Genomic DNA, 25,310 nt, shown 5'->3' with positions numbered 1-25,310 from the left:
GTGCGGGTGACGGGCGTCGACCCGGGTGCCCGGCTCCGTCCGGGTCAGACCGGCTGGGGCTCCCCCTGGCAGCGGGAGCCGGCCTCGCGGTCGGGCTCGAGCGGGTCGGTCACCTCACCGGTGCCGTCGAGCCGGCCCTGCGCCTCACGCACGGCCCGGGGGGGCACCGGCGGGTGCAGGTCGGCGACGGCAGCCAGTGCGGCCAACACGTCGTCCGGTCGTACGGTCGGCGTCACCTGCCGTACCACCACGTGCAGTATGGCACGACCTGCCTCCCCGGCCACCGATGCGGAGACCAGGGCGGCCCGGACGTCCACGTCCTTGGTGCCGTTCTTGGTGCGCTTGGCCACCATCGCCACCTTGGCGGCGAGCAGCTGGTCGACCGCGGCGGACAGCTCCGCGGGGTCGACGTCGGCCAGGTCGACCCGCCAGCGGGTGCCGTCCAGCCGCTCGGCGAGACCGCCGGTGCCCTCGGCGGCCTCCACGCACTCCAGGACGTCGATGCCCGGCGGCAGGGAGGCGTCCAGGGCCACCCGCACGGCCTCGGGGTCGCAACGGACCGCCAGCCCGATCTCGACGTACTCCGCCTCCGACGCCGCACCCGTCGGCGCCGCACCCATGTAGCTGATCTTGGGGTGCGGGCTGAAGCCGGCGGAGAACGCCATCGGCACCTGCGCCCGGCGCAGCGCCCGCTCGAGGGCGCGCGCCAGGTCGCGGTGCGAGGCGAACCGCAGCGGACCGCGCTTGGTGTAGCGCAGCCGCAGCTTCTGCACGGTCGGCGGCGGCGGGGGGCCGTCGGGCTGGCGGGCCATCAGTGCGCGTGCGCCGCGGGCCGCGGTCCGGCGCCGACCGGGGTGAGCGGGATCAGCGACCGGCCGGTGGGGCCGATCTGGATCTCGGTGCCCATGGTCGGGCAGACGCCGCAGTCGTAGCAGGGGGTCCACCGGCAGTCGGCGACCTCCTCCTCGCTGATGGCGTCCTGCCAGTCGTCCCAGAGCCACTCCTTGTCCAGGCCGGACTCCAGGTGGTCCCAGGGCAGCACCTCGTGCTGGCCGCGCTCGCGGGTGGTGTACCAGTCGAGGTCGACGCCGAAGGGCGCCAGCTCGTCAGCGGCCGCGGCCACCCAGCGGTCGTAGGAGAAGTGCTCGCTCCAGCCGTCGAAGTGACCGCCGTCGCGCCACACCCGCTCGATGACCCGGCCGACGCGGCGGTCCCCGCGGGACAGCAGGCCCTCGATGATGCCGGGCTTGCCGTCGTGGTAGCGGATGCCGATCGAGCGGCCCAGCCGCCGGTCGGCGTTGATCGCCTCGCGCAGCACCCGCAGCCGGTGGTCGATGGTCTCCGCCGAGGCCTGCGACGCCCACTGGAACGGGGTGTGCGGCTTGGGCACGAACCCGCCGATCGAGACGGTGCAGCGGATGTCCTTGGACCCGCTGGCCTCCCGGCCGGCCCGGATGACCTCGGTGGCGAGCTCGGCGATCTCGAGCACGTCCTCGTCGGTCTCGGTCGGCAGACCGCACATGAAGTAGAGCTTCACCTGCCGCCAGCCGTTGGCGTAGGCGGTGGTGACGGTGCGGACCAGGTCGTCCTTGGACACGGTCTTGTTGATGACCCGGCGGATCCGCTCGCTGCCGCCCTCGGGGGCGAAGGTGAGCCCCGAGCGGCGCCCGTTGCGCGACAGCTCGTTGGCCAGCGTCACGTTGAACGCGTCGACCCGGGTGCTGGGCAGCGACAGGCCGGTGTTGGTGCCCTCGTACCGGTCGGCCAGCTCCTTGGCCAGCTGCCCGATCTCGGAGTGGTCGGCGCTGCTCAGGGAGAGCAGGCCCACCTCCTGGTAGCCGGTGGCCTTCAGGCCGGTGTCGACCATGGAGCCGATGCCGGTGATCGTCCGCTCCCGCACGGGGCGGGTGATCATGCCGGCCTGGCAGAACCGGCAGCCGCGGGTGCAGCCGCGGAAGATCTCCACGCTCATCCGCTCGTGCACGCTCTCGGCGAGCGGGACCAGCGGCTGCTTGGGGTAGGGCCACTCGTCGAGGTCCATGACGGTGCGCTTGGCCACCTGCGCGGGGACGTCGTCCCGGGTGCGGGTGAAGGCCCCGATGGTGCCGTCGGGCAGGTAGCTGACCGCGTAGAACTGCGGGACGTAGACGCCCTCGACGCGGGCCAGCCGCGCCAGCAGCTCGGTGCGCCCGCCGGGGCGGCCGGCGTCCTTCCAGGCGGCGACGACGTCGGTGATGTCGCCGACGACCTGCTCGCCGTCGCCGAGCACCGCGCAGTCGACGAAGTCGGCGACCGGCTCGGGGTTGAACGCCGCGTGCCCGCCGGCGACGACGACCGGGTGCGTCTCGTCGCGGTCCACCGCGTGCAGCGGTACCCCGGCGAGGTCCAGCGCCTCGAGCAGGTTGGTGTAGCCGAGCTCGGTGGCGAAGCTGACGCCCAGGACGTCGAAGTCGCGCACCGGCCGGTGGTTCTCCAGCGTGAACTGGCCGACGCCGTGCTCGCGCATCAGCGCGGCGAGGTCGGGCCAGACGGCGTAGGTGCGCTCGGCCAGGGCGTCGGGGCGCTCGTTGAGCACCTCGTACAGGATCATCAGGCCCTGGTTGGGCAGGCCGACCTCGTAGGCGTCGGGGTACATCAGCGCCCAGTGGACGGCGACGTCGTCCCACGGCTTGGTCTGCGCGTTCAGCTCGCCGCCGACGTACTGGATGGGCTTCTGCACCTGGGCCAGCAGCGGCTCGAGGCGGGGGTACAGGCTCTCGACAGTCATGGCGTCCCCCAGGGTAGCCGGGCCCGCGGGCCCGGCCCCCGGGTTCGTCAGAGCGAGGGGAAGAACAGACCGATCTCGCGCTGGGCCGACTCCGGGGAGTCCGAGCCGTGGACGATGTTGTTCTGCACCTCGAGGGCGAAGTCGCCGCGGATGGTGCCCGGGGCGGCCCTCACCGGGTCGGTGGCGCCGGCCAGCGCGCGGAAGGCCTCGATGGCCCGCGGGCCCTCGGCGACCAGCGCCAGCAGCGGGCCACCGGTGATGAAGTCGACCAGCGAGCCGAAGAACGGCTTCTCGGCGTGCTCGGCGTAGTGCTGCTCGGCGGTCTCGCGGGGCAGGGTGCGCAGCTCGGCGGCCACCAGCCGCAGGCCCTTGGCCTCCAGCCGCGACACGACCTCGCCGACCAGGCCGCGGGCGACGCCGTCGGGCTTGACCAGGATCAGGGTGCGCTCAGTCACGAGGCCGCAGCCTACGGAACCGCCGCGACCGACCCGCTGCCGGTGGGCACCAGCTCGACCCAGGTCGTGCCCGGGGCCAGCAGCACCGGGCTGCCGTCGGCGGCGGTGAGGACGACGGGGTCGGCGTCGCCGCCCTTGGACCAGGTGACCGTGGCGGTGCGGCCCCCGGTCGCGACGACGGCCTCTCCCCCGCGCCCGGACAGCAGCGTCTCGGGCACGTGGTTGCCGGCCGGGTCCAGCGCCCCGGTCTCCACCACCTCCACCCGCAGGACGACGACGTTGGTGGCGGCGACCCGGACGCCGTCGGCGGCGTAGGCGGGGTCGGCGCCCTCGGCCCGCTCCCACACCCGGGCGACCGGGTTCCAGGTCCACGACGGCACGGCCTCGGGCGACAGGCGCAGGTCCAGCCGGCCGGTGGGTGCACCGGCGACCACGGTGGTCTGGGTGCCGGCGGTGGGCGCGTAGCCGAACTGCGCGGCGGGCGGTGCCTGGTGGGCGGGGTCGGCCGCGGCGTAGAGCGGGGCGGGGTCGAGGTAGACGTTGTGCGGCGCCGACCGCGGCCCCCGGCGGGCGAAGCCGGCGTCCCCGGCGTCGAAGCTGAACAGCTGCAGCCCGGCGGCGGTGACCGCCTGCAGGTAGGGCAGCTGCCCACCGGAGGTGGCGAACAGCCCGTGCAGCGGCGCGGTGATGGCCGGGTCCATCGGCCGGGTGGAGCGGACCGGGCCGATGCTGGCCGGGACCCGCGACTGGTAGACCGCGACCAGCCGGCTGGTGCCGCCCTCGACGAGCTGCTCCCAGACCATGTCGGCCTCGGTCAGCCCGGCCTGCGGGCGGGCGACCGGCGGGTTCTCGATCTTCACAGCCAACGCCGGGCGGGGGTCGACGGCGGCGACCGGCAGGCCGGTGAGCGGGGCCACCGGCTGCGGCGCGGGCGGGGTGGTGGGCGCGGCGGTCGTCGTCGGCGCGGCCACCGTCGTCGAGGGGGCCGCGGCGGGTGCGGGCTCGTCGGCCCCGCAGCCGACCAGCGGCAGGGCCACCGCCAGCAGCACCAGCAGGGCCCGGGCCCGGCGCGTTCGGGTCACCCCTCCCCTATCGGCCGGTGGCCGGCGGGTCGGGCACCGGCCCGAAGGGGGAGCCGACGAGGTCCTTGCGGGTCTGCAGCAGGTACAGCCAGATCAGCAGGAAGACGCCGCCGACGAACCACATGGCGCTGGACGCCAGCCCGGTGAGGAGCAGCGGGACCTGCAGGACGGTGCCCATCAGCAGGCCCTGCGGGCGGCGCTGCACCCCGCTGGCGAGCACGAGCACCACCGCGAGCACCACCAGGACGGTGAGCACCCCGCCGCCCAGGCCGTCGGTCTGCGCGATCGCCCGGGGCACGAACAGCACGGCCAGGCCCTCGAGGAACAGGGTGGCCGCCGCCGCACCGGACAGCGCCTTGGCCGCCCGCGCCGGGTCCGCCGCCCGCGGGGTACCGCTCATGCGTCCTTCCGGCCCATCAGGGTGCGCGCCTCGCCGGCGGTGACGACGCTGCCGGTGACCAGCACCCCCGACCCGCCGAGGGCGTGGTCGCTGCCGGCCTCGGCCAGCTCGATCGCCGACTCCAGCGCCTCGGGGAGGCGGGGGTGCACGCTGACCCGGTCGGCACCGAAGACGTCGACGGCCAGGGCGCCCAGCTCGTCGGCCGGCATGGCCCGGGGCGAGCTGTTCTGGGTGACCACGAGCTCGGCGCACAGCGGCTCGAGCTCGGCGAGCATGCCGGCGACGTCCTTGCCGCGCACGCAGCCCACCACGCCGACCAGCCGGGTGAAGTCGAAGGACTCCCGTACGGCCTCGACGGTGGCCCGCATCCCGGCCGGGTTGTGCGCGGCGTCCACCAGCACCGACGGCGAGCTGCGCACCCGCTCCAGCCGGCCCGGGGAACGGACGGCGGCGAAGGCCGCGCGCACCACCTCGGGGTCGACGGGCCCGCTGGCCGCGCCGGCGCCCAGGAAGGCCTCGACCGCGGCGAGCGCGACGGTGGCGTTCTGCGCCTGGTGGGCGCCGAACAGCGGCAGGTAGACCTCGGGGTACTCCCCGCCCAGGCCCTGGATGCGCAGCTGCTGCCCGCCGACGGCGACCTTCCGCTCGAGCAGGCCGAACTCGGTGCCCTCCCGGGCCACGGTGGCCTCGACCTCCACGGCGCGGCGGACCAGCGCCTCCAGGGCGCCGGGGGGCTGGTGGGCGAGCACCGCGACGACGTCCGGGCCGGGCACGCCCTCCTCGGTGGGCGGCGCGGGCTTGATGATCCCGGCCTTCTCGGCGGCGATGCTGGCGACGTCGGGGCCGAGGTACTCGGCGTGGTCCAGCGAGACCGGCGTGATGACGGCGACCCGGCCGTCCACGACGTTGGTGGCGTCCCAGGTGCCGCCCATGCCCACCTCGACCACGGCGACGTCGACGGGCGTCTCGGCGAAGGCGGCGTAGGCCATGGCCACCATGACCTCGAAGAAGGACATCGGGACGTCGGAGGAGCCGTCGACCATCCGCACGTAGGGGGCGATGTCGTCGTGGACCTCGACGAACCGCTCGGCGCTGATCGGCCGGCCGTCGACCACGATGCGCTCGCGCACCGACTCCAGGTGCGGGCTGGTGAACCGGCCGACCCGCAGGCCGAACCCGCGCAGCAGCTCGTCGACCATCCGCGCGGTCGAGGTCTTCCCGTTGGTGCCGGTCACGTGGACGACGGGGAAGGCGCGGTGCGGGGAGCCCAGCAGGTCCAGCACCGCGGAGATGCGGGTGAGGCTGGGTTCCAGGCGGCTCTCGGGCCACCGGGCCAGGAGCTCGGCCTCGACCCGGGCCTCGTCGCGGGAGGTGGTCACTCCGTCAAGAATGCCAGTCGCGGGCCTTCCTAGGATGGGCGCATGCCAGCAGACGCCACTCCCCCGGGCACGGTGCCCGACAAGCCCACCCTGGAGGGCCTCGAGGCCAAGTGGGTGGCCGCCTGGGCGCAGGACGACGTCTACGGCTTCGACCGGGCCGCCGCGCTCGCGGCGCCGCGGTCGCAGACCTTCGCCATCGACACCCCGCCGCCGACGGCGAGCGGGTCGCTGCACGTCGGGCACGTGTTCAGCTACACGCACACCGACATCGTCGCCCGCTACCACCGGATGACCGGCAAGCACGTCTTCTACCCGATGGGCTGGGACGACAACGGGCTGCCGACCGAGCGCCGGGTGCAGAACTACTACGGCGTCCGCTGCGACCCCTCGCTGCCCTACGACGCCGACTTCACCCCGCCGGAGAAGCCGGGCAAGGACCAGCTGCCGATCAGCCGGCGCAACTTCGTCGAGCTGTGCGAGCAGCTGACCGCCGTCGACGAGGCCGAGTTCGAGAAGCTGTGGCGCCAGGTCGGCCTGTCGGTCGACTGGGGCAACGTCTACCGGACCATCTCCGAGACCTCCCGCGCCACCGCGCAGCGGGCCTTCCTGCACAACCTGGCCCGCGGCGAGGCCTACGCGCAGGAGGCGCCGACCCTCTGGGACGTCACCTTCCGCACCGCCGTCGCCCAGGCCGAGCTCGAGGACCGCGAGCGCCCCGGGGCCTACCACCGGGTCGCCTTCGCCGGCCCGTCCGGCCCGGTGCAGATCGAGACCACCCGGCCCGAGCTGCTGCCGGCCTGCGTCGCGCTGGTCGCCCACCCCGACGACGAGCGCTACCAGCCGCTGTTCGGGCAGACGGTCCGCACGCCGCTGTTCGACGTCGAGGTCCCGGTCGTCGCCCACCGCCTGGCCGAGAAGGACAAGGGCTCGGGCATCGCGATGATCTGCACCTTCGGTGACCTGACCGACGTCACCTGGTGGCGCGAGCTGCAGCTGCCCACCCGCGCGATCATCGGCTGGGACGGTCGGTTGCTGCCCGACGCCCCCGACGGCGTCCCCGCCGAGGTCTACGCCGAGCTGGCCGGCAAGACGGTCTTCAGCGCGCAGCAGCGGATCGTGGAGCTGCTGCGGGAGTCCGGCGACCTCGAGGGCGACCCGAGGCCGATCACGCACCCGGTGAAGTTCTTCGAGAAGGGCGAGCGCCCGCTGGAGATCGTCACCACCCGCCAGTGGTACATCCGCAACGGCGGGCGGGACGCCGACCTGCGCGCCGCCCTGGTCGCCCGCGGGCGCGAGATCCAGTGGGTCCCCGAGCACATGCGGCACCGCTACGAGAACTGGGTCGAGGGCCTCAACGGTGACTGGCTGATCAGCCGGCAGCGGTTCTTCGGTGTCCCCTTCCCGGTCTGGTACCGGCTCGACGACGCCGGTGAGCCGGTGTACGACGAGCCGATCCTGGCGCCGGAGTCCGCGCTGCCGGTCGACCCGTCATCCGACGTCCCCGAGGGCTACCGCGAGGACCAGCGCGGGGTGCCGGGCGGGTTCGCCGCCGACCCCGACGTCATGGACACCTGGGCGACGTCGTCGCTGTCCCCGCAGGTCGCCTCGGGGTGGGACACCGACCCGGAGCTGTTCGCGCACGTCTTCCCGATGGACCTGCGGCCGCAGGCGCACGACATCATCCGCACCTGGCTGTTCTCCACCGTGGTCCGGGCGCACTACGAGCAGGGCCAGGTGCCGTGGACGCACGCGGCCATCTCCGGCTTCGTGGTCGACCCCGACCGCAAGAAGATGAGCAAGTCCAAGGGCAACGCCACCACCCCGATCGACGTGCTGGAGAAGTACGGCACCGACGCCGTCCGGTGGCGGGCAGCCGGTGCCCGGCCGGGTGCCGACTCGCCCTTCGACGAGGTGCAGATGAAGGTCGGCCGCCGGCTGGCCATCAAGCTGCTCAACGTCGGCAAGTTCGTGCTCGGCAGCCTGGGCGCCACGGCCGACCTGGTGGGCACGGAGGTCACCGAGCCGGTCGACGCCGCCCTGCTCGCCCGGCTGCGCACGGTCGTGGCCGAGGCCACCGCGGCGATGGAGGCCTACAACTACACCCGGGCGCTGGAGGTCACCGAGACCTTCTTCTGGCAGTTCTGCGACGACCACGTGGAGCTGGTGAAGACCCGCGCCTACGGCGAGGACGGCGGCCCGGCCGAGGGCGCGACGTCGGCCAAGGCCGGCCTGGCGACCACGCTGTCGGTGCTCAACCGACTGCTGGCGCCGGTGCTGCCCTTCGCCGCCGAGGAGGTCTGGTCCTGGTGGCAGACCGGCTCGGTGCACCGGGCGGCGTGGCCCACGGTCGAGGAGCTGCCGGCCGGCGGGGACGCCGCACTGGTGGGCGTGGCCGCCGAGGCGCTCGCCGCGGTCCGCAAGGCCAAGAGCGAGGCCAAGGTGTCGATGCGCGCGCCGGTCGAGTCGGCCGTGGTGCACGCACCCGCCGACCAGGTCGCGCTGGTCGAGGCCGTGCGCCGCGACCTGGTGGCCGCCGGCATCATCACCGCGCTCACCGTGGAGCCCGGCGAGGGCCCGCTGTCGGTCGACGTCGTCCTGGCACCCGCCCCGGAGTGACCCCGGGCTGCATCCGGTCACCGCACAGCCACCCGGTCGGGCCGTGCGGTGACCGGATGCCTGCCGGGTGACCGGCGGCGCCCCCGAACGCCGAGAGGCCCAGGACCCCGCGGGGTCCTGGGCCTCTCGGCGTCAGCGGGTCAGGCGGACTTCTCGCGGCGCTCGCGGGTGGGCTTGCGCGGCACGATGGTCGGGTTCACGTGCTCCAGCACGACCTCGCCGGTGATGACCACGGTCGCCACGTCGTCCCGGCTGGGGATGTCGTACATGACCGACTGCAGCACCTCCTCGAGGATCGCCCGCAGGCCACGGGCACCGGTGCCGCGCAGCAGCGCCTGGTCGGCGACCGCCTCGAGGGCGTCGTCGGTGAACTCCAGGTCGACGCCGTCGAGCTCGAAGAGCTTGCGGTACTGCCGCACCAGGGCGTTCTTCGGCTCGGTGAGGATGTTGATCAGCGCGGTGCGGTCGAGCTTCTGCACCGTGGTGATGACCGGCAGACGACCGATGAACTCGGGGATCATGCCGAACTTCAGCAGGTCCTCGGGGAGCACCTGCGTGATCGCGTTGGCCTCCTCGATCTCGGCCTTGCCGCGCACCTGGGCGCCGAAGCCGATGCCCTGCTTGCCGGTGCGCGCCTCGATGACCTCCTCGAGGCCGGCGAAGGCGCCACCCACGATGAACAGCACGTTCGTCGTGTCGATCTGGATGAACTCCTGGTGCGGGTGCTTGCGACCGCCCTGCGGCGGGACCGACGCGGTGGTGCCCTCGAGGATCTTCAGCAGCGCCTGCTGCACGCCCTCGCCGGACACGTCGCGGGTGATCGACGGGTTCTCGCTCTTGCGGGCGATCTTGTCGACCTCGTCGATGTAGATGATCCCGGTCTCGGCGCGCTTGACGTCGTAGTCGGCGGCCTGGATCAGCTTGAGCAGGATGTTCTCGACGTCCTCGCCGACGTAGCCGGCCTCGGTGAGCGCGGTGGCGTCCGCGATCGCGAAGGGCACGTTGAGCATCCGGGCCAGCGTCTGCGCCAGGTGGGTCTTGCCGCACCCGGTGGGGCCCATCAGCAGGATGTTGGACTTGGCCAGCTCGACGCTCTCGTCGCGCGAGCCGCGCTCCCCGCCGGCCTGGATCCGCTTGTAGTGGTTGTAGACGGCGACCGCGAGCGTGCGCTTGGCCTTGTCCTGGCCGATCACGTACTGCTCGAGGAAGGCGTGGATCTCCTTGGGCTTGGGGAGCTCGTCGAACTTGAGGTCCGAGGACTCGCTGAGCTCCTCCTCGATGATCTCGTTGCAGAGCTCGATGCACTCGTCGCAGATGTAGACCCCGGGGCCAGCGATGAGCTTCTTGACCTGCTTCTGGCTCTTCCCGCAGAACGAGCACTTGAGCAGGTCGCCGCTCTCACCGATACGTGCCACCTGGCTGACCTCCGTGTCACAACGGGCCTGCTGGGAAGTGCAGGACCCTCGATCGTCGTCCCTGACCACCCCGCCGGCGGCGGGACTCGTGCACGAGCCGGCGAGGTGCCGGGGATCGGGTGTCCGCCGACCGTACCGGCCCTCTCCGACGTTCCCGGGCAGTGACGCACCCGGGTGTCAGCTGTCGTCCACCCCGACTCACACGCGCCCCGGGGACCCCCGGCGCACGTCTGTGACCGTAGGGCTCCGGAGCCTCAGGAGCGAGGCCCCGGAGCCCGTGCGGTCAGGCCGGGAGGGCGTTGAGCTTGCGGCTCTGGATGACCTCGTCGACGATCCCGTACTCCTTGGCCTCGGTGGCCGTGAGGATCTTGTCGCGGTCGATGTCCTTGCGGACCTGCTCCTGGGACCGGCCGGTGTGCCGGGCCAGAATCTGCTCCATCTGGGTGCGCACGCGCTCGATCTCGGCGGCGTGGATCTCCAGGTCGGTGACCTGGCCGCCGGCCTCGCCCGAGGGCTGGTGGATGAGCACCCGCGAGTAGGGCAGCGCCAGCCGCTTGCCCTTGGTCCCGGCCGCGAGCAGGACGGCGGCCGCGGAGGCGGCCTGGCCCATACAGACGGTCTGGATGTCGGGGCGGACGAACTGCATCGTGTCGTAGATGGCCATCAGCGCGGTGAACGAGCCACCGGGGGAGTTGATGTACATCGTGATGTCGCGGTCGGGGTCGGTGGACTCCAGCGTGATCAGCTGGGCCATGACGTCGTTGGCGCTGGCGTCGTCGACCTGCACGCCGAGGAAGATGATGCGTTCCTCGAAGAGCTTGTTGTAGGGGTTGGACTCCTTCATCCCGTAGCTGGTGCGCTCGGTGAAGGAGGGCAGGATGTAGCGGCTGCTCGGCAGCTGGAAGCTCATGTCGGGTCCTCCGGCGTCAGTTCTCGGTGACCGGGTTGTCGGTCTCGGTGGTCGCGGAGGCCTTGCTCACGACGTGGTCGACGAAGCCGTACTCCAGCGCCTCCTGGGCGGTGAACCAGCGGTCGCGGTCGGAGTCCTCGTTGATGCGCTCGACGGTCTGCCCGGTGTGCAGCGACTGGAGCTCGTTGAGCTCCTTCTTCGTGCGCCGGAACAGGTCGGCCTGGATCGCGATGTCGGCCGCGGTGCCGCCGACGCCGGCGGAGGGCTGGTGCATCATGATCCGCGCGTGCGGCAGGGCGTAGCGCTTGCCCTTGGTGCCGGCGGTGAGCAGGAACTGGCCCATCGAGGCCGCCAGGCCCATGCCGTAGGTGGCCACGTCGCAGTCGATGAACTGCATCGTGTCGTAGATCGCCATGCCGGCGCTGACCGAGCCACCGGGCGAGTTGATGTAGAGGTGGATGTCGCGCTTGGGGTCCTCGGCGGACAGCAGCAGCATCTGGGCGGCCAGCTGGTTGGCGATCGTGTCGTCGACCTGGGTGCCCAGGAAGATGATGCGCTCGCGCAGGAGGCGCTCGTAGACCGAGTCGCCGAGGTTCATCATGGTCCCGGCGCCGCGCATCACCGGCGCGGTCGGGTGTGTGGTGCTCACGTGTGCGGTGACCTCCGTAGGACTGTCGAGCAGGCGGTCTCTGGGTGGTGGTGCGGTGGAGCTGTGGGCCGCCGGGGGCGGGCCTGACCCGCTGCCGGGGGTGGCCCTTCTCGGTGTCACGTCGACCCTAACGCGCACGTCCGACAGGCCACTCCCGCTGTGGCCGGTGTTCGCCGAGGGCGCACACCGACCCGGGGTACGACGACGCCCGCCCCACCGCGGGGTGCGCGGCGGGACGGGCGTCGTGGGTGGGACGGTGAGGATCAGGCCTCGTCCGTGGCCTCGTCCGTGGCCTCCGCGACGGCGGCCTTCTTCGCCGGGGCCTTCTTGGCCGGGGCCTTCTTGGCGGCGGCCTTCTTCTTCGGCTTCTCCTCGGCCGGGGCCTCGGCGTCGGCAGCGGCGTCGTCGGTGGCCTCCGTGGCCTCCGCGGCGGCGGCCTTCTTCGCCGGGGCCTTCTTGGCCGGCGCCTTCTTGGCGGCGGCCTTCTTCGCCGGCTTCTCCTCGGCGTCCTCGGCCTCGTCGGAGCCCTCGGCCCGCTCGGTCCGCGGGCGCAGCGCCTCGAGGTCGACCTCGTTGCCCGACGCGTCGGTGATCGTGGTCTGCTCGAGCAGCTGGGCCAGCGCCTTGGTGCGGCGGACGTCGGCGACGAAGTCGGCGATGCCGTTGCCCTGCTGCAGCTGCTGGGCGTACTGCTCCGGGCTCATCCGGTTGCGCTGGGCCTGGGCCATGATCTGCGCCGACAGGTCGTCGTTGTCGACGGTGACCTCGCGGGCGTCGGCGATCGCGTCGAGCACGAACTGGGTGCGCACCGCGTTCTCGACGTTGCCGCGCATGTCGGCGTCGTAGGCCTCGCGGCCGTCGATGCCGGCCATCTCGAAGTAGGCGTCCCAGTCCATGCCGGCCTGCTGCAGCTCGCGCTCCATGGCCTGGGTGCGCCACTGCAGCTCGCGCTCGACGAGGTTCTCGGGGACCGGGACCTCGACGACCTCGAGCAGGTGCTCGACCAGCTTGTCGCGGGCCTGGCTCCCCTGCTGCATGACCTTGACCCGGCCCAGGCGGGCGCGGACGTCGTCGCGCAGCTCGGCGAGGGTGTCGAACTCACTGGCGGTCGAGGCGAAGTCGTCGTCGAGCTCGGGCAGGTCCTTGGCCTTGACCGAGCGGACGGTGACGGTGACCTCGGCGTCGCGGCCGGCGTTCTCGCCCGACAGCAGCGCGGTGGTGAAGGTGGCCGACTCGTCGGCGGACAGGCCGCGCACGGCCTCGTCCAGGCCCTCCATGAGGGTGCCGGTGCCGACCTCGTAGGACATGCCGGAGGTGGTGCCGTCCTCGAGCACCTCGCCGTCGAGGGTGGCCTGCAGGTCGATGGAGACGAAGTCGCCGTCGGCGGCGGCCCGGTCGACACCGGTCAGCACGGCGAACCGCTCGCGCATGACGTCGACCTGGCTGTCGATCTCCTCGTCGGCGACCTCGACGTCGTCGACGGTCACCGCCAGGGAGTCCAGCTCGGGCAGCTCCAGGGTGGGGGCGACGTCGACCTCGGCGGTGAAGGCGAGGGTGTCGCCGTCGTCGATGCGGGTGACCTCGACGTCGGGCTGGGACAGCACGCGCACCTGGTGCTCGCGCACGACCTCGGAGTAGACCTCGGGGACGGCGTGCTGGACGACCTGCTCCAGGACGACGGGCCGGCCGATGCGCTGGTCGAGGATGCGGTTGGGGACCTTGCCCGGACGGAAGCCGGGGACGCGGACCTGCCGGCCCAGCTCCTTGTAGACCTCGCCGAAGGCGTGGTCCAGGTCGCCCCACGGCACCTCGATCGCGAGCCGGACCCGGGTCGGGCCCAGGTTCTCGATGGTGCTCTTCACAGTGCAGCGCTCCTCGGTGCAGACGGTCAGGATGGGGGGCGCGCCCTGCCTGGCTCAGGCCACGGCGCGCCCAGATGCCCGCCAGTCTCCCAAGAGACCGGGTGGGCGTCGTGTCGGGGTGACAGGATTTGAACCTGCGGCCCCCTGCTCCCAAAGCAGGTGCGCTACCAAGCTGCGCCACACCCCGTGGCGAGGCCCGAGTCTAGGCCGCAGGCCAACCGCTACCCTGGTCGGGCACTGCCTCGCGGGTGTAGCTCAATGGTAGAGCCCCAGCCTTCCAAGCTGGCCATGCCGGTTCGATCCCGGTCACCCGCTCTCAGCGGCCGTACCTCAGCTGCGCGGCAGCGCCTCCGCGGGGGGCGTCGCCGGCAGGCCGAACAGCTCGAAGAGCCGGGTGTCCAGGAACGACGTGATCCGGCTGATCCGGCCGTCGTGGACCTCGAGCGCCTGGAACGCGAACGGCACCCAGCCGCCGGCGCCGTCGGGCTTCCACTGCGCGAACGCCGTCGACCCGTTGAGGTCCACCGGCAGCAGCGCCGACCCCCGGCACCCCGAGCCGGGGCCCTGCATCCAGGCCACGACGTCGCGGGCCGAGCGGAGCCACATGGCGAAGGGCGGCATGTCCTGCACGGCGTCGTCGTGCAGCAGCTTGACGAAGGCGTCCATGTCGTAGCGCTGGAAGGCGTCGACGTAGGCGGCCAGCAGCGCGGCCTGGTCGGCGTCCACCTCGCCCGGCCGGGCCTTGGAGTCCTGGCCGGCGAGCGTGGCCCGGGCGCGCTGCAGCGCGCTGTTGACCGCGGGGACGGTCGTGTCCAGCAGCCCGGCGACCTCCTCGGCCCGCCAGCGCAGCACCTCGCGCAGCACCAGGACCGCCCGCTGCCGGGGCGGCAGCACCTGCAGCGCGGCGACGAAGGCCAGCCGCACCGAGTCCCGCAGCACCGCGGCGTCGGCGGGGTCGCCACCGAGCACCGACCCGGTCAGCGCCGGCTCCACCCACGCGCCCTCGGGCAGGGTCTCCGCCAGCGACGCCTCGACCGGGGCGTAGGGCTCGTCGGAGAGGTCCACCGGCAGCGCCCGCCGCTTGCGCCCGTCGAGGGTGTCCAGGCAGACGTTGGTGGCGATCCGGTACAGCCAGGACCGCAGCGCGCCGGAGCCCTGCAACTTGTCCAGCGACCGCCAGGCCCGGACCATCGTCTCCTGGACGGCGTCCTCCGCGTCGAAGGACGAGCCCAGCATCCGGTAGCAGTACCCGGTCAGCTCCCGCCGGTGCGTGGCGATCCGGGCCTCGAGCTCGGGGCGGTCGACGACCTCGGTGCCGGCGTCGAGCAGCTCGGTCATGGGGTCCTCACTGGTAGGTGACGAGCTCCGGCAGGGGCTGGGCCTGCTGCACCGTCTGCTCCGGGGTGAGCATCGGCGAGTCCTCGTCGATGAAGTTCTTCCACCCCCAGTAGACCGGAGAAGGGGCCCCTTGGTGAAGGGCGTCCCAGGTGCCTTGTTTGTCGGGCTGGCTGCCCTGGCCGTCGACGTGGACCAGCAGCGCCAGCTCGTCGCGACTGGTGTCCAGCCGTCCGCGGTCGGTGATCATGCTGAGCCGGAACTGGTGCAGCACGAGCAGCTTCTGCGGCAGGGCGCCGGCCCGGGTCAGGTCGGCCAGCCAGGTGACCACCGCGTTGACCTCGTCGATGCCGACCGACCCGATCTGGCGCAGGTGCACCTGGTCGGGGCCCAGCCGCCACTCGGGGTCCAGCGCCAGCCCGACGTAGGGCAGCTCCAGCAGCGACTGGTAGAGCTTCGCCTGGGTGAGGAAGTCGGTGCGCCCGGGCTGCAGGTCCAGGATCACGTAGAGCCCGGCGGCGCCCGCCGCCTCGACGTAGGGCCGCAGCGCCTCGGGGTCGAGCTCGGTGGAGTAGTTGCCGTCCGGCCCGGCCGAACCGGAGGCCACGGTCACGATGATCTCGAATGTGGGGACGACGGTCCGGTCGGGCAGCAGCCCGGCGTAGGGCGCCGCGAACTGCTGGGCGCGCGCGATCGAGGCGTCCAGGCCCTGCTCCCCCAGCACGCCGAGCGCCGGCCCCTCGGTGGACCCGTACATGGCGACCAGGAAGTGCTCGGGGAACAGCAGCTGGCCACCGCCGGGCAGCTGCTCGCCCGTGGCCGCCGTGGCGGTCTTCCAGTCCAGCCCGGCCGCGCCGGTGAACGCGGCGCCCAGGGCCAGCACGGTGGAGGGGCGGGTGCCCGCCAGGGCGTCGACGGCGGCGGCCGAGGCCCGGGGGTCGGTCTGCCCGGCGGTGTCGGCGACCGCCGCACCGGCCGCGCGGGCGGTCACCGCGGCGGCCGCGGTCTCCGGCCCACCGCTGGACAGCGCGACGACGCCCTCCAGCGGCTCGGGGGCGGTCACCCCGGGCAGCTCGTCGGTCAGGGGGACGGCGTCCCGGTCACCCAGCCCGGTGTCCGGGGCACCGTCGGCCAGCACGACCTGCTGCGCGCCCAGCCGGTCCAGCTCCGCGGTCAGCGCACCCGCGTCCCCGCCGGCCAGCAGCAGCGGCACGTGCAGCTGCTCGGCGGCGTCGACGGCGTCCTCCGGGAGCGGGTCGGCGGCGGGTGCGACGACGACGACCGGGGAGGAGGTGAACAGCGCGCGGCTGGCCGACACCGCCGCGGCGGCCGGGTCGGCGTCGGCCACCAGCACCACCCCGGCCTGCGGGGCGGCGAGCACCGGCTGCTGCGGCCCCGCCGACGCCGACGTGGGCTCGGCGTCCCCGCCGTCGGCCCCCGACGAGCAGGAGGCGACCAGGACCAGGCCGGCCAGGGCGGCGACGGCGCCACGGACGGGGACACGGCGGGAACGCATGGACCTCCACTCGACACGGCCCCGGAGCGGGCCGTTGCCGACCCTAACGGCTCCCCGGCGGTCCGATCGCGCGTCGCCGTCACGGTCCCCCGCGACGGCCGGCACCGCGCAAACCGGTCGCCGTGGCGGCCCCCGACCGGTAGGCAGGTCCGGTGACCGACGTCCCGCCCCCCGCCGTGCCCGCCGCCGACCCCGCCCTCGTGGCCGCCCTCCGCCCGACCACCACCGAGGAGTGGCCGGCGTTCGGCGCGGCGATGAGCCGGGTCTTCGGCGAGGACCCGCGCGGCCCCTACGTGGACGTGCCCAGCCCGACCGCCGAGCTCGACCGCTCCCTCGCCCTGGTCGAGGACGGCTTCGTCGCGGCCACCGCCGGCGTGTACAGCCTCGAGCTCACCGTCCCGGGCGGCGTCGTGCCCACCGCGGGCATCACCTGGATCACCGTCTCCCCCACCCACCGGCGCCGCGGCGTGCTCACCGCGGTCATGCGGCGCCAGCTGGACGAGGTGCAGGCCGCCGGCACCGAGCCGCTGGCCGCGCTGTGGGCCGCCGAGGGCAGCATCTACGGCCGGTTCGGCTACGCGCCCGCGGTCTGGCGCGGCGGCATCTCGCTGGACCCCGGCCGGGTGCGGCTGCGATCGGACCTGCCCGGGTCCGCTGGGCGCACGACGCTGGTGGACGTCGAGGACTACCGCGCCGCCGCCGTCCCGCTGTACGAGCGGCTGCGCCGCGAGGTGCCGGGCAACCTCGCGCGCGACACCCGCTGGTGGGACCGCAAGCTGCGCGACGACAAGGAGGACCGGGACGGGTTCACCGAGCGTCGGTACGCGCTGCACACCGCCCCCGACGGGACGGTGACCGGGTACGCCAGCTACCGGCAGAAGGAGGGCTGGTCCCCCCGCGACGAGCCCGAGGGCAAGCTGCTGGTGGCCGACCTGGTCGCCGCCGACGCGGCCACCCGCACGGCGCTGTGGCGCTTCCTGCTCGGCCACGACCTGGTCCGGGAGCTGTCGTCCTGGGCACTGGGCAGCGAGGACCCGCTGCGGTCGATGGTCGCCGACCCGCGCTCGGTGACCACCGCGCCCTCGGACGCGCTGTGGCTGCGGCTGGTGGACGTCGGCCGGGCCCTCGCCGCCCGCCGCTACCCCGCGCCGATCGACCTGGTGCTCGAGGTGCGCGACCCGTTCTGCCCCTGGAACGACGGGCGCTGGCGGCTGACCGGGCACCCGGCCGGTGGGTACTGCAGCCGCACCGACCGCGACCCGGACCTGCTCCTGGGCGTGGAGGACCTCGCCGCCGTCTACCTGGGCGGGGTCTCGCTGGGCACGCTGCACCGGGCCGGCCGGGTCACCGAGGTCAGCCCCGGTGCGGTGGCGCTGGCGTCGACGTCGTTCTCCTGGCCGGTCGCCCCGCAGAGCCCGGACGCGTTCTGACCTAGCCGGCCGCCGCGGCGTACGACCACGACGACGGGCGCGGCCGGCCGGGCAGGTCGGCCCGCCCGGTCGCCCAGCGCAGCGTGGTCGCCGGGTCCTGCCCGGTCGGGGCGCCGGGGAACAGCCGGGCCAGGACGGCGGAGACCAGGTCGGACGGCGGCGCCCACGGCAGCTCCAGGGCCTCGGCGACGTCCCCGGTGTGCACCAGCACCTCGGCGCAGGCCATCGCGGCGAAGCCGGCCGGGTCGGGCGCGCCCCAGGGGTGGAAGCCGCGCTCGCCCGGGTCGGCGGCGTCGAGCACGCGGGCCAGCACCTCGCCCCAGCTGGCCAGGCCGGTGACCAGCCGGCCGTACCCGGCGTCGGGGTCGGGCTCCCAGCGGCCGGCGGTCAGGTCGACGCGACCCATGACCAGGTCGTGGCCGTACCAGTGCAGGCAGGTGCCGATGTGCCAGACCACGCCGGCGACGTCGGTGTCCAGCACCGGGGCGGCCGGGTCGGGGACGCGCACCAGGAAGCCGACGGCCTCCTCGACCGCGGTCCGGACGTCGTCCCCGTCCATCCCGGTCATGCGCTGCTCAGCCCCCCGCGGGGTGGTGGCGCTCCTGCTCGTACTCGGCCACCAGGCCGATCCGGCGGACGTGCCGCTCGTCGCCGGAGAACGGGGTGCGCAGGAAGGTCAGCACCAGCTCGGTGGCCTCCTCGACGCTGTGCTGGCGGCCACCCACCGCGACGACGTTGGCGTCGTTGTGCTGGCGGGCGAGCTCGGCGGTCGAGGTGTTCCACACCAGCGCCGCGCGGACGCCGGGGACCTTGTTGGCCGCGATCTGCTCGCCGTTGCCCGAGCCGCCGATCACCACGCCCAGCGAGCCGGGCTCGACGACGACGCGCTCGCCGACCTCGATGCAGAACGGCGGGTAGTCGTCGTCGGGGTCGTAGTCGAAGGCACCGCAGTCGACCGGCTCGTGCCCGGCGGCGGCGACCGCCTCCAGCAGGTGGGCCTTGAGCTCCAGGCCGGCGTGGTCGGTCCCGAGGAAGACGCGCATGGCGGTGAGTCTGTCAGGACAGCCGGGCGGCGACCGGCAGGGGCAGCACCCGCAGCAGCCCGGCGACCGCCCGCCACGGCCACTCCGGCACGTAGGCCCGCACCGGCTCGCGGTCGACGGCGGCCACCAGGGCGGTGACGCCGGTCTCCAGGTCGACGGTGAACGGCCCGCGGCGGCCGGTGTTGATGTCGGTCTCGATGAAGCCCGGGTGCACGGTGGTCACCCGGATGCCGCGGGTGGCGCGCGAGGACAGCAGGTCGGCGCGGATGCCCTCGGCGAGGACGGCGTCGGCGGCCTTGGAGGTGGCGTAGGCGGTGCGGGTGCCGCCCATGCCGCGCACCCCGGCGACCGAGGAGACCACCACCAGGTGGCCGTGGCCCTGGGCGCGGAAGAGCGCGACGGCGGCCTCGCAGGTGGCGTGCGTGCCCAGCACGTTGGTGGTCAGCACGGCCCGGTTGGGCCGCGCTCCCCCGGTGCCCACCGGCACGCCCTTGCCCAGGCCGGCGTTGGCCACGAACCGGTCGACGCCGCCGAGCTCCCCGACCACCCGCGGCACCGTCTCGGCGACGGCGTCGGGGTCGTCGATGTCCAGCGGGGCGACGACCACGGTGCGGCCGTGCACCGCCAGCTCGTCGCGCAGCCGCTCGAGGCGGTCGGTGCGCCGGGCCAGCAGGGCCAGGTCGTGGCCGGCGGCGGCCCAGCGGCGGGCCATGCCCTCGCCGAGCCCGGAGCTGGCCCCGGTGATGACGATGCGCTGGCGGCGGGGGTGCGGCATGCCCGCGAGCATGCCGCACCCCCGTGGGCCCGCGCTGCCTCAGGCGCGGCTGGTGACCTCCAGCGCCGACGCCGGCACGGTGGAGAAGTCGGGGTCCTCGGTGCGGGTGCGCTTGAGCTCCCAGAACCCGGGCAGGTTGGCCAGCAGGACGGCGCCGTCGAAGGCCTTGCCGGCCTCCTCGCCGGTGGGGACCCGGCTGATGACCGGGCCGAAGAAGGCCACGCCGTCCACGTGGAGCACGGGGGTGCCGACGTCCTCGCCGACGGGGTCCATGCCCTCGTGGTGGCTCTTCTTCAGGGCCTCGTCGTACTCGGTGGAGTCGGCGGCCTCGGCGAGGGACGCCGGCAGGCCGACCTTCTCCAGCGCGGGGGCGACGACCTCGGAGAGCTCCTTGCCCTCCTGGTGGCGCAGCGTGCCCATCGCGGTGTACAGGTCGCCGACGACCTCGTCGCCGTGCTGCTGCTGCGCGGCGATCAGCACACGCACCGGGCCCCATGCCTGCTTCATCATCTCGACGTACTGCTCGGGCAGGTCCCGGCCCTCGTTGAGCACGGCCAGGCTCATCACGTGCCAGTGGACGTCCAGGTCTCGCACCTTCGACGCCTCGATCACCCAGCGGCTGGTCAGCCAGGCCCACGGGCACAGCGGGTCGACCCAGACGTCGACCTTCGCGCTGGTGGGGGCGGTCTGCACGGCCTCGGTCATGCCATCTCCTCGGGTTCGCGGGTTGCTCGACGCCCTGCAAGGGGGCGGGCGGCCCCGTTGTTCCCACCCGGCCCGCCGGTCCACACCTGTCCCCCGGGCGCCGGGACCTGTCGCACCCTCGTGGGAAGCTGCGCGGCGTGGCTGTTCCCAACCTGACCCGCGACGCCGCGGCCGACCGCGCCCAGCTCCTCGCCGTCCACGAGTACGACCTCCAGCTCGACGTCACCGACGGTGCCGGCCACGCCGGCGAGGAGACGTTCCGGTCGACCACGACGGTGCGCTTCGACGCGGCCACCCCCGGCGCCGACACCTTCATCGACCTGGTCGCCGACCGGGTGCACTCGGCCACGCTGAACGGCACCGCTCTGGACGTGTCGGGCTACACCGAGGAGGGCGGCCTGCCCCTGCCGGGCCTGGCCGCCACCAACGAGCTGGTGGTCGACGCCGAGTGCCGCTACAGCCGCACCGGCGAGGGCCTGCACCGGTTCGTCGACCCCGAGGACGGCGCGGTCTACCTGTACTCGCACTTCGAGCCGGCCGAGGCCAAGCGGATGTTCGCCTGCTTCGACCAGCCCGACCTCAAGGCGACCTTCGCCGTGCACGTCACCGCGCCCTTCGACTGGCAGGTCGTCTCCAACACCGGGGGCCGCACCATCGAGGCCGGCGAGGCCGGGTCGCAGCTGGTGCACTTCGAGCCCACCAAGCGCATCTCCACCTACCTGGTGGCGCTGGTCGCCGGCCCCTACGCCAAGGTCACCGACTCCCACGAGGGCCTGCCGCTGGGCATCTACTGCCGCGCCTCGCTGGCCCAGCACCTCGACGCCGACGCCATCTTCACCGTGACCAAGCAGGGCTTCGACTTCTACCACCGGGTCTTCGACTACCCCTACCCGTTCGACAAGTACGACCAGCTCTTCGTGCCCGAGTTCAACGCCGGGGCGATGGAGAACGCCGGCTGCGTGACGTTCCTGGAGGACTACGTCTTCCGGTCGCGCACCAGCCGCGCCCGCTACGAGCGCCGGGCCGAGACGATCCTGCACGAGCTGGCGCACATGTGGTTCGGCGACCTGGTGACCATGCGCTGGTGGGACGACCTGTGGCTCAACGAGTCCTTCGCCACCTACATCTCCACGCTGTGCCAGGCCGAGGCGACCGAGTACACGACCGCCTGGACCACGTTCGCCAACACCGAGAAGAGCTGGGCCTACGCGCAGGACCAGCTGCCCTCCACCCACCCGATCGCGGCCGACATGGTCGACGTCGCGGCGGTCGAGGTGAACTTCGACGGGATCACCTACGCCAAGGGCGCCTCGGTGCTCAAGCAGCTGGTCGCCTACGTCGGGCAGGACGCCTTCCTCGCCGGCGTGCGCCGCTACTTCCGCACCCACGAGTACGGCAACACCACCCTCGCCGACCTGCTCGGCCCGCTGTCGGAGGCCACCGGCCGCGACCTGTCCGCGTGGGCCGAGCAGTGGCTGCAGACCAGCCAGGTCAACACCCTGCGCCCGGTCATCGAGGTCGACGACGACGGCCGCTACCGCAGCTTCGCCATCGAGCAGACCGCCGTACCCGAGCACCCGGTGCTGCGCGACCACCGGCTCGCCGTCGGCCTCTACAGCGCCGGCCCCGGGGGCCTGACCCGCACCCACCGGGTCGAGCTCGACGTGTCCGGCGCGCGCACCGAGGTCGCCGAGCTCGCCGGCCACCCGGCCGCCGACCTGGTGCTGGTCAACGACGACGACCTGACCTACGCCAAGATCCGCCTCGACGACCGCTCGCTGGCCACCCTGCGGTCGCGGATCGGGGACCTCACCGAGTCCCTGCCCCGCGCGCTGTGCTGGTCGGCGGCCTGGGACATGACCCGCGACGGCGAGCTCGCGGCCCGCGACTGGGTGGCGCTGGTGCTGGCCGGGGTCGACTCCGAGGACGAGATCTCGGTGGTGCAGTCGCTGCTGGCCCGGGTGCAGGCCGCGCTGGCCAACTACGCCGACCCCGCCTGGGCGGCCGAGGGCTGGACGGCCCTGGGCGACCACGCCCTCGCCGGGCTGCGCAGCGCCGAGCCCGGCTCCGACGCCCAGCTGCAGTGGTCGCGCACGCTGGCCGCCGCGGCCCGCACCGACGAGCAGGTGGCCGCGCTGCGGGGGCTGCTGGACGGCTCGCTGGAGGTGCCCGGCCTGGTGGTCGACGCCGACGCGCGCTGGGCCTTCCTGCACGGCCTGGTCGCGGTCGGCGCGGCCGGCGACGCGGAGATCGACGCGGAGGCCGAGCGCGACGCCACCGCCACCGGCGCCCGTCGGGTGGCCACCGCCCGGGCCCTGCGCCCGACGGCCGAGTCCAAGGCCGACACCTGGCAGCGGGCCTTCCACGACGAGTCGATCGCCAACTCGATCCACGAGGCGATGGTCGCGGGCTTCTGGCACCCGGCCCAGCGCGAGCTGACCGCGCCCTACGTGGAGCGCTACTTCGCCGACGTCGCCCCGCTGTGGGAGCGGCGGCCCGGCGAGATCGCCAAGAACGCCGTGGAGTACCTGTTCCCGAAGCAGGTGTCGCAGGAGACGGTGGCGGCGGCCGACGCGTGGCTGGCCGACCCGGCGCACCCGGCGCCGCTGCGCCGGCTGGTCAGCGAGGGCCGCGACGGCGTCGCCCGCTCGCTGCGCGCCCAGCAGCGCGACCGCCAGGCCGCCGGCAGCTGAGACACGAAGGAGGGCCCCACCGCGGCGCGGTGGGGCCCTCCTCCGTGCGGGGTCAGTGCCGCGGACGGTGGGCGGCGGGATGCCCGGCCTGGTCGGAGAGCTGGCGCAGGCCGTTGACGATGCCGCCGACCAGGTCACCGGAGCCGAAGCGGCCGGTCATCGTCAGCACCGCCAGGGCGCAGGCCCGGTCGGGCAGCCGGCGCGACGCCGCCGAGCCGGTGACGATCTCCAGCACCCGCTGGTCGGGGGCGACGGCGATGAGCACCGACTGGCTGGGGTCGTCCCCGGACCGGGCGTGCAGGTCCTCGGCGCCGGCGCGGGTGTCGGTGGGCAGGTCCCCGATGTAGAGGGTGAACCGCAGCCCGGTCTCGCGGGAGGACATCGTCAGCGCCTCGTCGAGCCGGAGCAGCTCCGAGGGGGTGAAGGGCGAGGCCTTCGGCCCCTCCTGGTCGTCGACGATGGGCTCGCGGGTGTCCTCGAGCTCGGTGGCCATCAGCGGCTGCCTCTCTTGTCCTGCAGGGGTCGGGTGGTCACCAGGTGCCGCGGGCGCCGCCGGCCGCGGTGCGCTTGGGGTGGCCGGCGGTCTCGCCGATCGCCAGCGCCGCGGCCTGCTTGCCCAGTGCCGGGTGGTCGTCGCCGTGCCCGCCGCCGCCCGGGCGGTGCGGCTCGTACCAGATCGCCTCGTGGCCCCACGGCTCACCGGGCTTGTAGCGCTTGCGGGCCTTCATCGCCGGCAGCATCACCAGCGCGTAGGCCAGCAGCACCACCGCCAACGGGGCCACCAGGAAGACGAGGAGGGTCTCGACGACGGTCACCTGCGGGAATCTACCGGGGGTGACGCCGCCCAGCTCACCAGCCCGGCGGGTGCCGGTGCGCCCACGGCCGGGCCTGCTCCAGCTGCGCGGCCAGCGCGACCAGGGTGGCCTCGTCCGCCGGCCGGCCGACCAGCATGGTGCCCACCGGCAACCCGTCGGGCGTCCAGTGCAGCGGCACGCTGACCGCCGGCTGGCCGGTGACGTTGAACAGCGCCGGGAACGCCGCGTAGCGCTTCTGCCGCTCGAAGTCCGCGGCGCCGTCGCCGTCGTGGTCGAAGAAGCCGACCGGGCGGGGCACGTCGGTGCAGATCGGGGCCAGCAGGACGTCGAAGGGGTCGGTGGCCTGCACGAAGCGGCGGCTGAACACCCGCAGGGTGGTGAGCGCCTCCATCGCGCGGCGGGCCGACAGGGCCAGGCCCCGGTCCCGCAGGTACCGGGTGAGCGGCCGCAGCAGGTGCACCTGCTGCTCGGTCACCGGCAGCGTCGCGCCGGTCAGGGACCAGACGTCCTCGAAGGCCGCGAGCACCTCCTCGCCCAGCGGCGTCGCCGGCAGGTCGACCACCTCGTGGCCCAGCTCGACCAGCAGCGCGGAGGCGTCCTCGAAGGCGGTGTCCACCTCGGGCGCGAGCTCGACCCCGGGCACCAGCGTGGTGCGGTGCCGCGCGATGCGCAGCCGGCCCACCGGCCGGTCGGCCGCGGCGAGGAAGCTCTCCGCCGGCGGCGGAGCCCAGCTGGGGTCGCCCACCACCGGCCCGGCCATCGCGTCGAGCATCGCCGCGGCGTCCCGCACCGTGCGGGCCAGCGGGCCCTGCACCCCCAGCCCGGTGATCTCGGCGCCCAGCGGCGCGCTGCTGACCCGGCCGCGCGCGGGCTTGATGCCGACCAGGCCGTTGATGCCGGCGGGGATGCGGATGGAGCCGCCGCCGTCGGAGCCCTGGGCGAACGGGAGCATGCCCAGCGCCACCGCCGCGGCCGCACCACCGCTCGAGCCGCCGGCCAGCCGCGTGGTGTCCCAGGGGCAGCGGGTGGGGCCGACCAGGTCGTTGTCGGTGTAGCAGGGGAACCCGAACTCCGGCGTGCTGGTCTTGCCCAGGCTGACCGTGCCCGCGGCGGCCAGCGCGGTGACCACGTGGTCGTCGACGTCGGGGACGTGGTCGGCCATCGCCGCCGACCCGGAGGTGGTGCGCACCCCGGCGGACAGGTTCAGGTCCTTGATGGCGGTCGGCACGCCCAGCAGCGGTGCGGGGTCCCCGGCGCCCAGCCGGCGCTCGGCCTCGGCCGCGGCGGCCAGCGCCCGCTCGGGGGTGACGGTCAGGAAGGCGCCGATGCCCGCGTCCAGGGCCTCGATGCGGGCCAGGTGGTGGCGGACCAGCTCGGTGGGGCTGACCTCCCCCGCCCGGACGGCGGCGGCCATCCCCAGCGCGGTCAGCTCGTGCAGCGCGGTCACGGTCGGCGACGCTAGC

The 25,310-nt window shown here is 73.9% G+C and carries 22 protein-coding genes and 2 tRNA genes; 4 read left to right on the top strand and 20 right to left on the bottom strand.

Annotated elements, in window-relative coordinates; all coding sequences use genetic code 11:
* Window positions 1-44: 44 nt before the first annotated feature.
* Genes BLT39_RS12425 through folC form a run of 6 tightly spaced genes read right to left on the bottom strand, consistent with a single transcriptional unit; the run spans window position 45 to window position 6,083 of the window.
* Window positions 45-812 (bottom strand): TIGR03936 family radical SAM-associated protein, encoded by a 768-nt coding sequence (locus BLT39_RS12425; RefSeq protein WP_091063444.1) that lies wholly within the window; start codon window positions 810-812, stop codon window positions 45-47.
* The gene (locus tag BLT39_RS12420; protein ID WP_091063441.1) at window positions 812-2,767 is read right to left on the bottom strand and encodes a TIGR03960 family B12-binding radical SAM protein; all 1,956 of its coding nucleotides are present in this window, start codon (window positions 2,765-2,767) and stop codon (window positions 812-814) included. The genes BLT39_RS12425 and BLT39_RS12420 overlap by 1 nt, the downstream gene beginning before the upstream one ends.
* A 47-nt stretch (window positions 2,768-2,814) precedes the next feature.
* Complete coding sequence (ndk, locus tag BLT39_RS12415) at window positions 2,815-3,222, bottom strand: nucleoside-diphosphate kinase (RefSeq protein WP_091063439.1); 408 nt, start codon at window positions 3,220-3,222, stop codon at window positions 2,815-2,817.
* An 11-nt stretch (window positions 3,223-3,233) separates the two neighbouring features.
* A complete protein-coding gene (locus tag BLT39_RS12410; RefSeq protein WP_242658362.1) occupies window positions 3,234-4,304 on the bottom strand; it encodes a DUF3048 domain-containing protein in 1,071 nt (356 codons plus the stop codon).
* Window positions 4,305-4,311: 7 nt separating this feature from the next.
* Window positions 4,312-4,704 (bottom strand): DUF4233 domain-containing protein, encoded by a 393-nt coding sequence (locus BLT39_RS12405; protein ID WP_091063436.1) that lies wholly within the window; start codon window positions 4,702-4,704, stop codon window positions 4,312-4,314.
* Window positions 4,701-6,083: a bifunctional tetrahydrofolate synthase/dihydrofolate synthase gene (gene folC, locus BLT39_RS12400; protein ID WP_207507921.1), complete on the bottom strand. Its 1,383-nt coding sequence runs from the start codon at window positions 6,081-6,083 to the stop codon at window positions 4,701-4,703. The genes BLT39_RS12405 and folC overlap by 4 nt, the downstream gene beginning before the upstream one ends.
* Window positions 6,084-6,125: 42 nt before the next feature.
* Here folC and valS point away from each other — a divergent pair, with 42 nt between their 5' ends.
* Window positions 6,126-8,699: a valine--tRNA ligase gene (valS, locus tag BLT39_RS12395; RefSeq protein WP_091063434.1), complete on the top strand. Its 2,574-nt coding sequence runs from the start codon at window positions 6,126-6,128 to the stop codon at window positions 8,697-8,699.
* 140 nt (window positions 8,700-8,839) lie between these two features.
* Here valS and clpX read toward each other — a convergent pair whose 3' ends face one another.
* The 5 genes from clpX to BLT39_RS12370 all read right to left on the bottom strand — a co-directional run bounded on the left by clpX (window position 8,840) and on the right by BLT39_RS12370 (window position 13,722).
* On the bottom strand, window positions 8,840-10,114 hold the full coding sequence (gene clpX / locus BLT39_RS12390) for an ATP-dependent Clp protease ATP-binding subunit ClpX (RefSeq protein WP_091063431.1): 1,275 nt from the start codon (window positions 10,112-10,114) through the stop codon (window positions 8,840-8,842).
* 283 nt (window positions 10,115-10,397) lie between these two features.
* Window positions 10,398-11,024, bottom strand: a complete 627-nt coding sequence (locus BLT39_RS12385; protein ID WP_091063428.1) for an ATP-dependent Clp protease proteolytic subunit — start codon at window positions 11,022-11,024, stop codon at window positions 10,398-10,400.
* A gap of 16 nt (window positions 11,025-11,040) precedes the next feature.
* Complete coding sequence (locus BLT39_RS12380; protein ID WP_479723794.1) at window positions 11,041-11,673, bottom strand: ATP-dependent Clp protease proteolytic subunit; 633 nt, start codon at window positions 11,671-11,673, stop codon at window positions 11,041-11,043.
* Window positions 11,674-11,936: 263 nt separating this feature from the next.
* A complete protein-coding gene (gene tig, locus BLT39_RS12375) occupies window positions 11,937-13,535 on the bottom strand; it encodes a trigger factor (RefSeq protein ID WP_091063425.1) in 1,599 nt (532 codons plus the stop codon).
* A 113-nt stretch (window positions 13,536-13,648) separates the two neighbouring features.
* Window positions 13,649-13,722, bottom strand: a tRNA-Pro gene (locus tag BLT39_RS12370).
* A gap of 57 nt (window positions 13,723-13,779) precedes the next feature.
* Here BLT39_RS12370 and BLT39_RS12365 point away from each other — a divergent pair.
* A tRNA-Gly gene (locus BLT39_RS12365) sits at window positions 13,780-13,850 on the top strand.
* A 15-nt stretch (window positions 13,851-13,865) separates the two neighbouring features.
* On the opposite strand, the gene BLT39_RS12360 is transcribed toward BLT39_RS12365, so the two are convergent.
* On the bottom strand, window positions 13,866-14,873 hold the full coding sequence (locus BLT39_RS12360; RefSeq protein ID WP_091063423.1) for a sigma-70 family RNA polymerase sigma factor: 1,008 nt from the start codon (window positions 14,871-14,873) through the stop codon (window positions 13,866-13,868).
* Window positions 14,874-14,880: 7 nt separating this feature from the next.
* Window positions 14,881-16,386, bottom strand: a complete 1,506-nt coding sequence (locus tag BLT39_RS12355) for a hypothetical protein (RefSeq protein WP_091063421.1) — start codon at window positions 16,384-16,386, stop codon at window positions 14,881-14,883.
* 152 nt (window positions 16,387-16,538) lie between these two features.
* On the opposite strand from BLT39_RS12355, the gene BLT39_RS12350 reads away from it, so the two are divergent.
* Window positions 16,539-17,816: a GNAT family N-acetyltransferase gene (locus tag BLT39_RS12350; RefSeq protein WP_242658361.1), complete on the top strand. Its 1,278-nt coding sequence runs from the start codon at window positions 16,539-16,541 to the stop codon at window positions 17,814-17,816.
* Between the two features lies 1 nt (window position 17,817).
* Here BLT39_RS12350 and BLT39_RS12345 read toward each other — a convergent pair whose 3' ends face one another.
* The 4 genes from BLT39_RS12345 to BLT39_RS12330 are packed head-to-tail and all read right to left on the bottom strand — an operon-like array spanning window position 17,818 to window position 20,339.
* A complete protein-coding gene (locus tag BLT39_RS12345) occupies window positions 17,818-18,384 on the bottom strand; it encodes a hypothetical protein (RefSeq protein WP_091063420.1) in 567 nt (188 codons plus the stop codon).
* A 7-nt stretch (window positions 18,385-18,391) separates the two neighbouring features.
* Window positions 18,392-18,859 (bottom strand): ribose-5-phosphate isomerase, encoded by a 468-nt coding sequence (locus BLT39_RS12340; RefSeq protein ID WP_091063418.1) that lies wholly within the window; start codon window positions 18,857-18,859, stop codon window positions 18,392-18,394.
* Window positions 18,860-18,872: 13 nt separating this feature from the next.
* Window positions 18,873-19,634 (bottom strand): SDR family oxidoreductase, encoded by a 762-nt coding sequence (locus BLT39_RS12335; protein WP_091064955.1) that lies wholly within the window; start codon window positions 19,632-19,634, stop codon window positions 18,873-18,875.
* Window positions 19,635-19,673: 39 nt separating this feature from the next.
* Window positions 19,674-20,339, bottom strand: coding sequence for a mycothiol-dependent nitroreductase Rv2466c family protein (locus BLT39_RS12330; RefSeq protein ID WP_091063416.1), 666 nt, complete (start codon window positions 20,337-20,339; stop codon window positions 19,674-19,676).
* Window positions 20,340-20,476: 137 nt separating this feature from the next.
* Here BLT39_RS12330 and pepN point away from each other — a divergent pair, with 137 nt between their 5' ends.
* Window positions 20,477-23,032 carry an aminopeptidase N gene (gene pepN, locus BLT39_RS12325; RefSeq protein WP_091063414.1) on the top strand — a complete coding sequence of 852 codons (2,556 nt, stop codon included), beginning with the start codon at window positions 20,477-20,479 and terminating at the stop codon, window positions 23,030-23,032.
* A gap of 52 nt (window positions 23,033-23,084) precedes the next feature.
* Here the strand turns inward: pepN and BLT39_RS12320 are convergent, their stop codons facing one another.
* From BLT39_RS12320 to BLT39_RS12310, 3 genes are read right to left on the bottom strand one after another with little or no spacing between them, the layout of a single operon-like run.
* Entirely contained in the window at window positions 23,085-23,525 is a 441-nt protein-coding gene (locus tag BLT39_RS12320) for a DUF5130 family protein (RefSeq protein WP_091063412.1), read from the bottom strand.
* 37 nt (window positions 23,526-23,562) lie between these two features.
* Window positions 23,563-23,847, bottom strand: coding sequence for an aa3-type cytochrome oxidase subunit CtaJ (gene ctaJ, locus BLT39_RS12315; protein ID WP_091063410.1), 285 nt, complete (start codon window positions 23,845-23,847; stop codon window positions 23,563-23,565).
* A 34-nt stretch (window positions 23,848-23,881) separates the two neighbouring features.
* Window positions 23,882-25,294: an amidase gene (locus BLT39_RS12310; protein ID WP_242658360.1), complete on the bottom strand. Its 1,413-nt coding sequence runs from the start codon at window positions 25,292-25,294 to the stop codon at window positions 23,882-23,884.
* Window positions 25,295-25,310 lie beyond the last annotated feature (16 nt).

It is taken from the genome of Klenkia brasiliensis, from assembly GCF_900100695.1.
GTDB lineage: Bacteria > Actinomycetota > Actinomycetes > Mycobacteriales > Geodermatophilaceae > Klenkia > Klenkia brasiliensis.
This window is presented reverse-complemented; position numbering and strand designations above follow the sequence as displayed.

Coding starts and splice junctions, on each gene's coding strand:
- BLT39_RS12425 (WP_091063444.1), bottom strand. CDS start 812: ATGGCCCGCCAGCCCGACGGCCCCCCGCCGCCGCCGACCGTGCAGAAG.
- BLT39_RS12420 (WP_091063441.1), bottom strand. CDS start 2,767: ATGACTGTCGAGAGCCTGTACCCCCGCCTCGAGCCGCTGCTGGCCCAG.
- BLT39_RS12405 (WP_091063436.1), bottom strand. CDS start 4,704: ATGAGCGGTACCCCGCGGGCGGCGGACCCGGCGCGGGCGGCCAAGGCG.
- valS (WP_091063434.1), top strand. CDS start 6,126: ATGCCAGCAGACGCCACTCCCCCGGGCACGGTGCCCGACAAGCCCACC.
- BLT39_RS12385 (WP_091063428.1), bottom strand. CDS start 11,024: ATGAGCTTCCAGCTGCCGAGCAGCCGCTACATCCTGCCCTCCTTCACC.
- BLT39_RS12360 (WP_091063423.1), bottom strand. CDS start 14,873: ATGACCGAGCTGCTCGACGCCGGCACCGAGGTCGTCGACCGCCCCGAG.
- BLT39_RS12355 (WP_091063421.1), bottom strand. CDS start 16,386: ATGCGTTCCCGCCGTGTCCCCGTCCGTGGCGCCGTCGCCGCCCTGGCC.
- BLT39_RS12345 (WP_091063420.1), bottom strand. CDS start 18,384: ATGACCGGGATGGACGGGGACGACGTCCGGACCGCGGTCGAGGAGGCC.
- BLT39_RS12340 (WP_091063418.1), bottom strand. CDS start 18,859: ATGCGCGTCTTCCTCGGGACCGACCACGCCGGCCTGGAGCTCAAGGCC.
- BLT39_RS12335 (WP_091064955.1), bottom strand. CDS start 19,634: ATGCCGCACCCCCGCCGCCAGCGCATCGTCATCACCGGGGCCAGCTCC.
- BLT39_RS12330 (WP_091063416.1), bottom strand. CDS start 20,339: ATGACCGAGGCCGTGCAGACCGCCCCCACCAGCGCGAAGGTCGACGTC.
- BLT39_RS12320 (WP_091063412.1), bottom strand. CDS start 23,525: ATGGCCACCGAGCTCGAGGACACCCGCGAGCCCATCGTCGACGACCAG.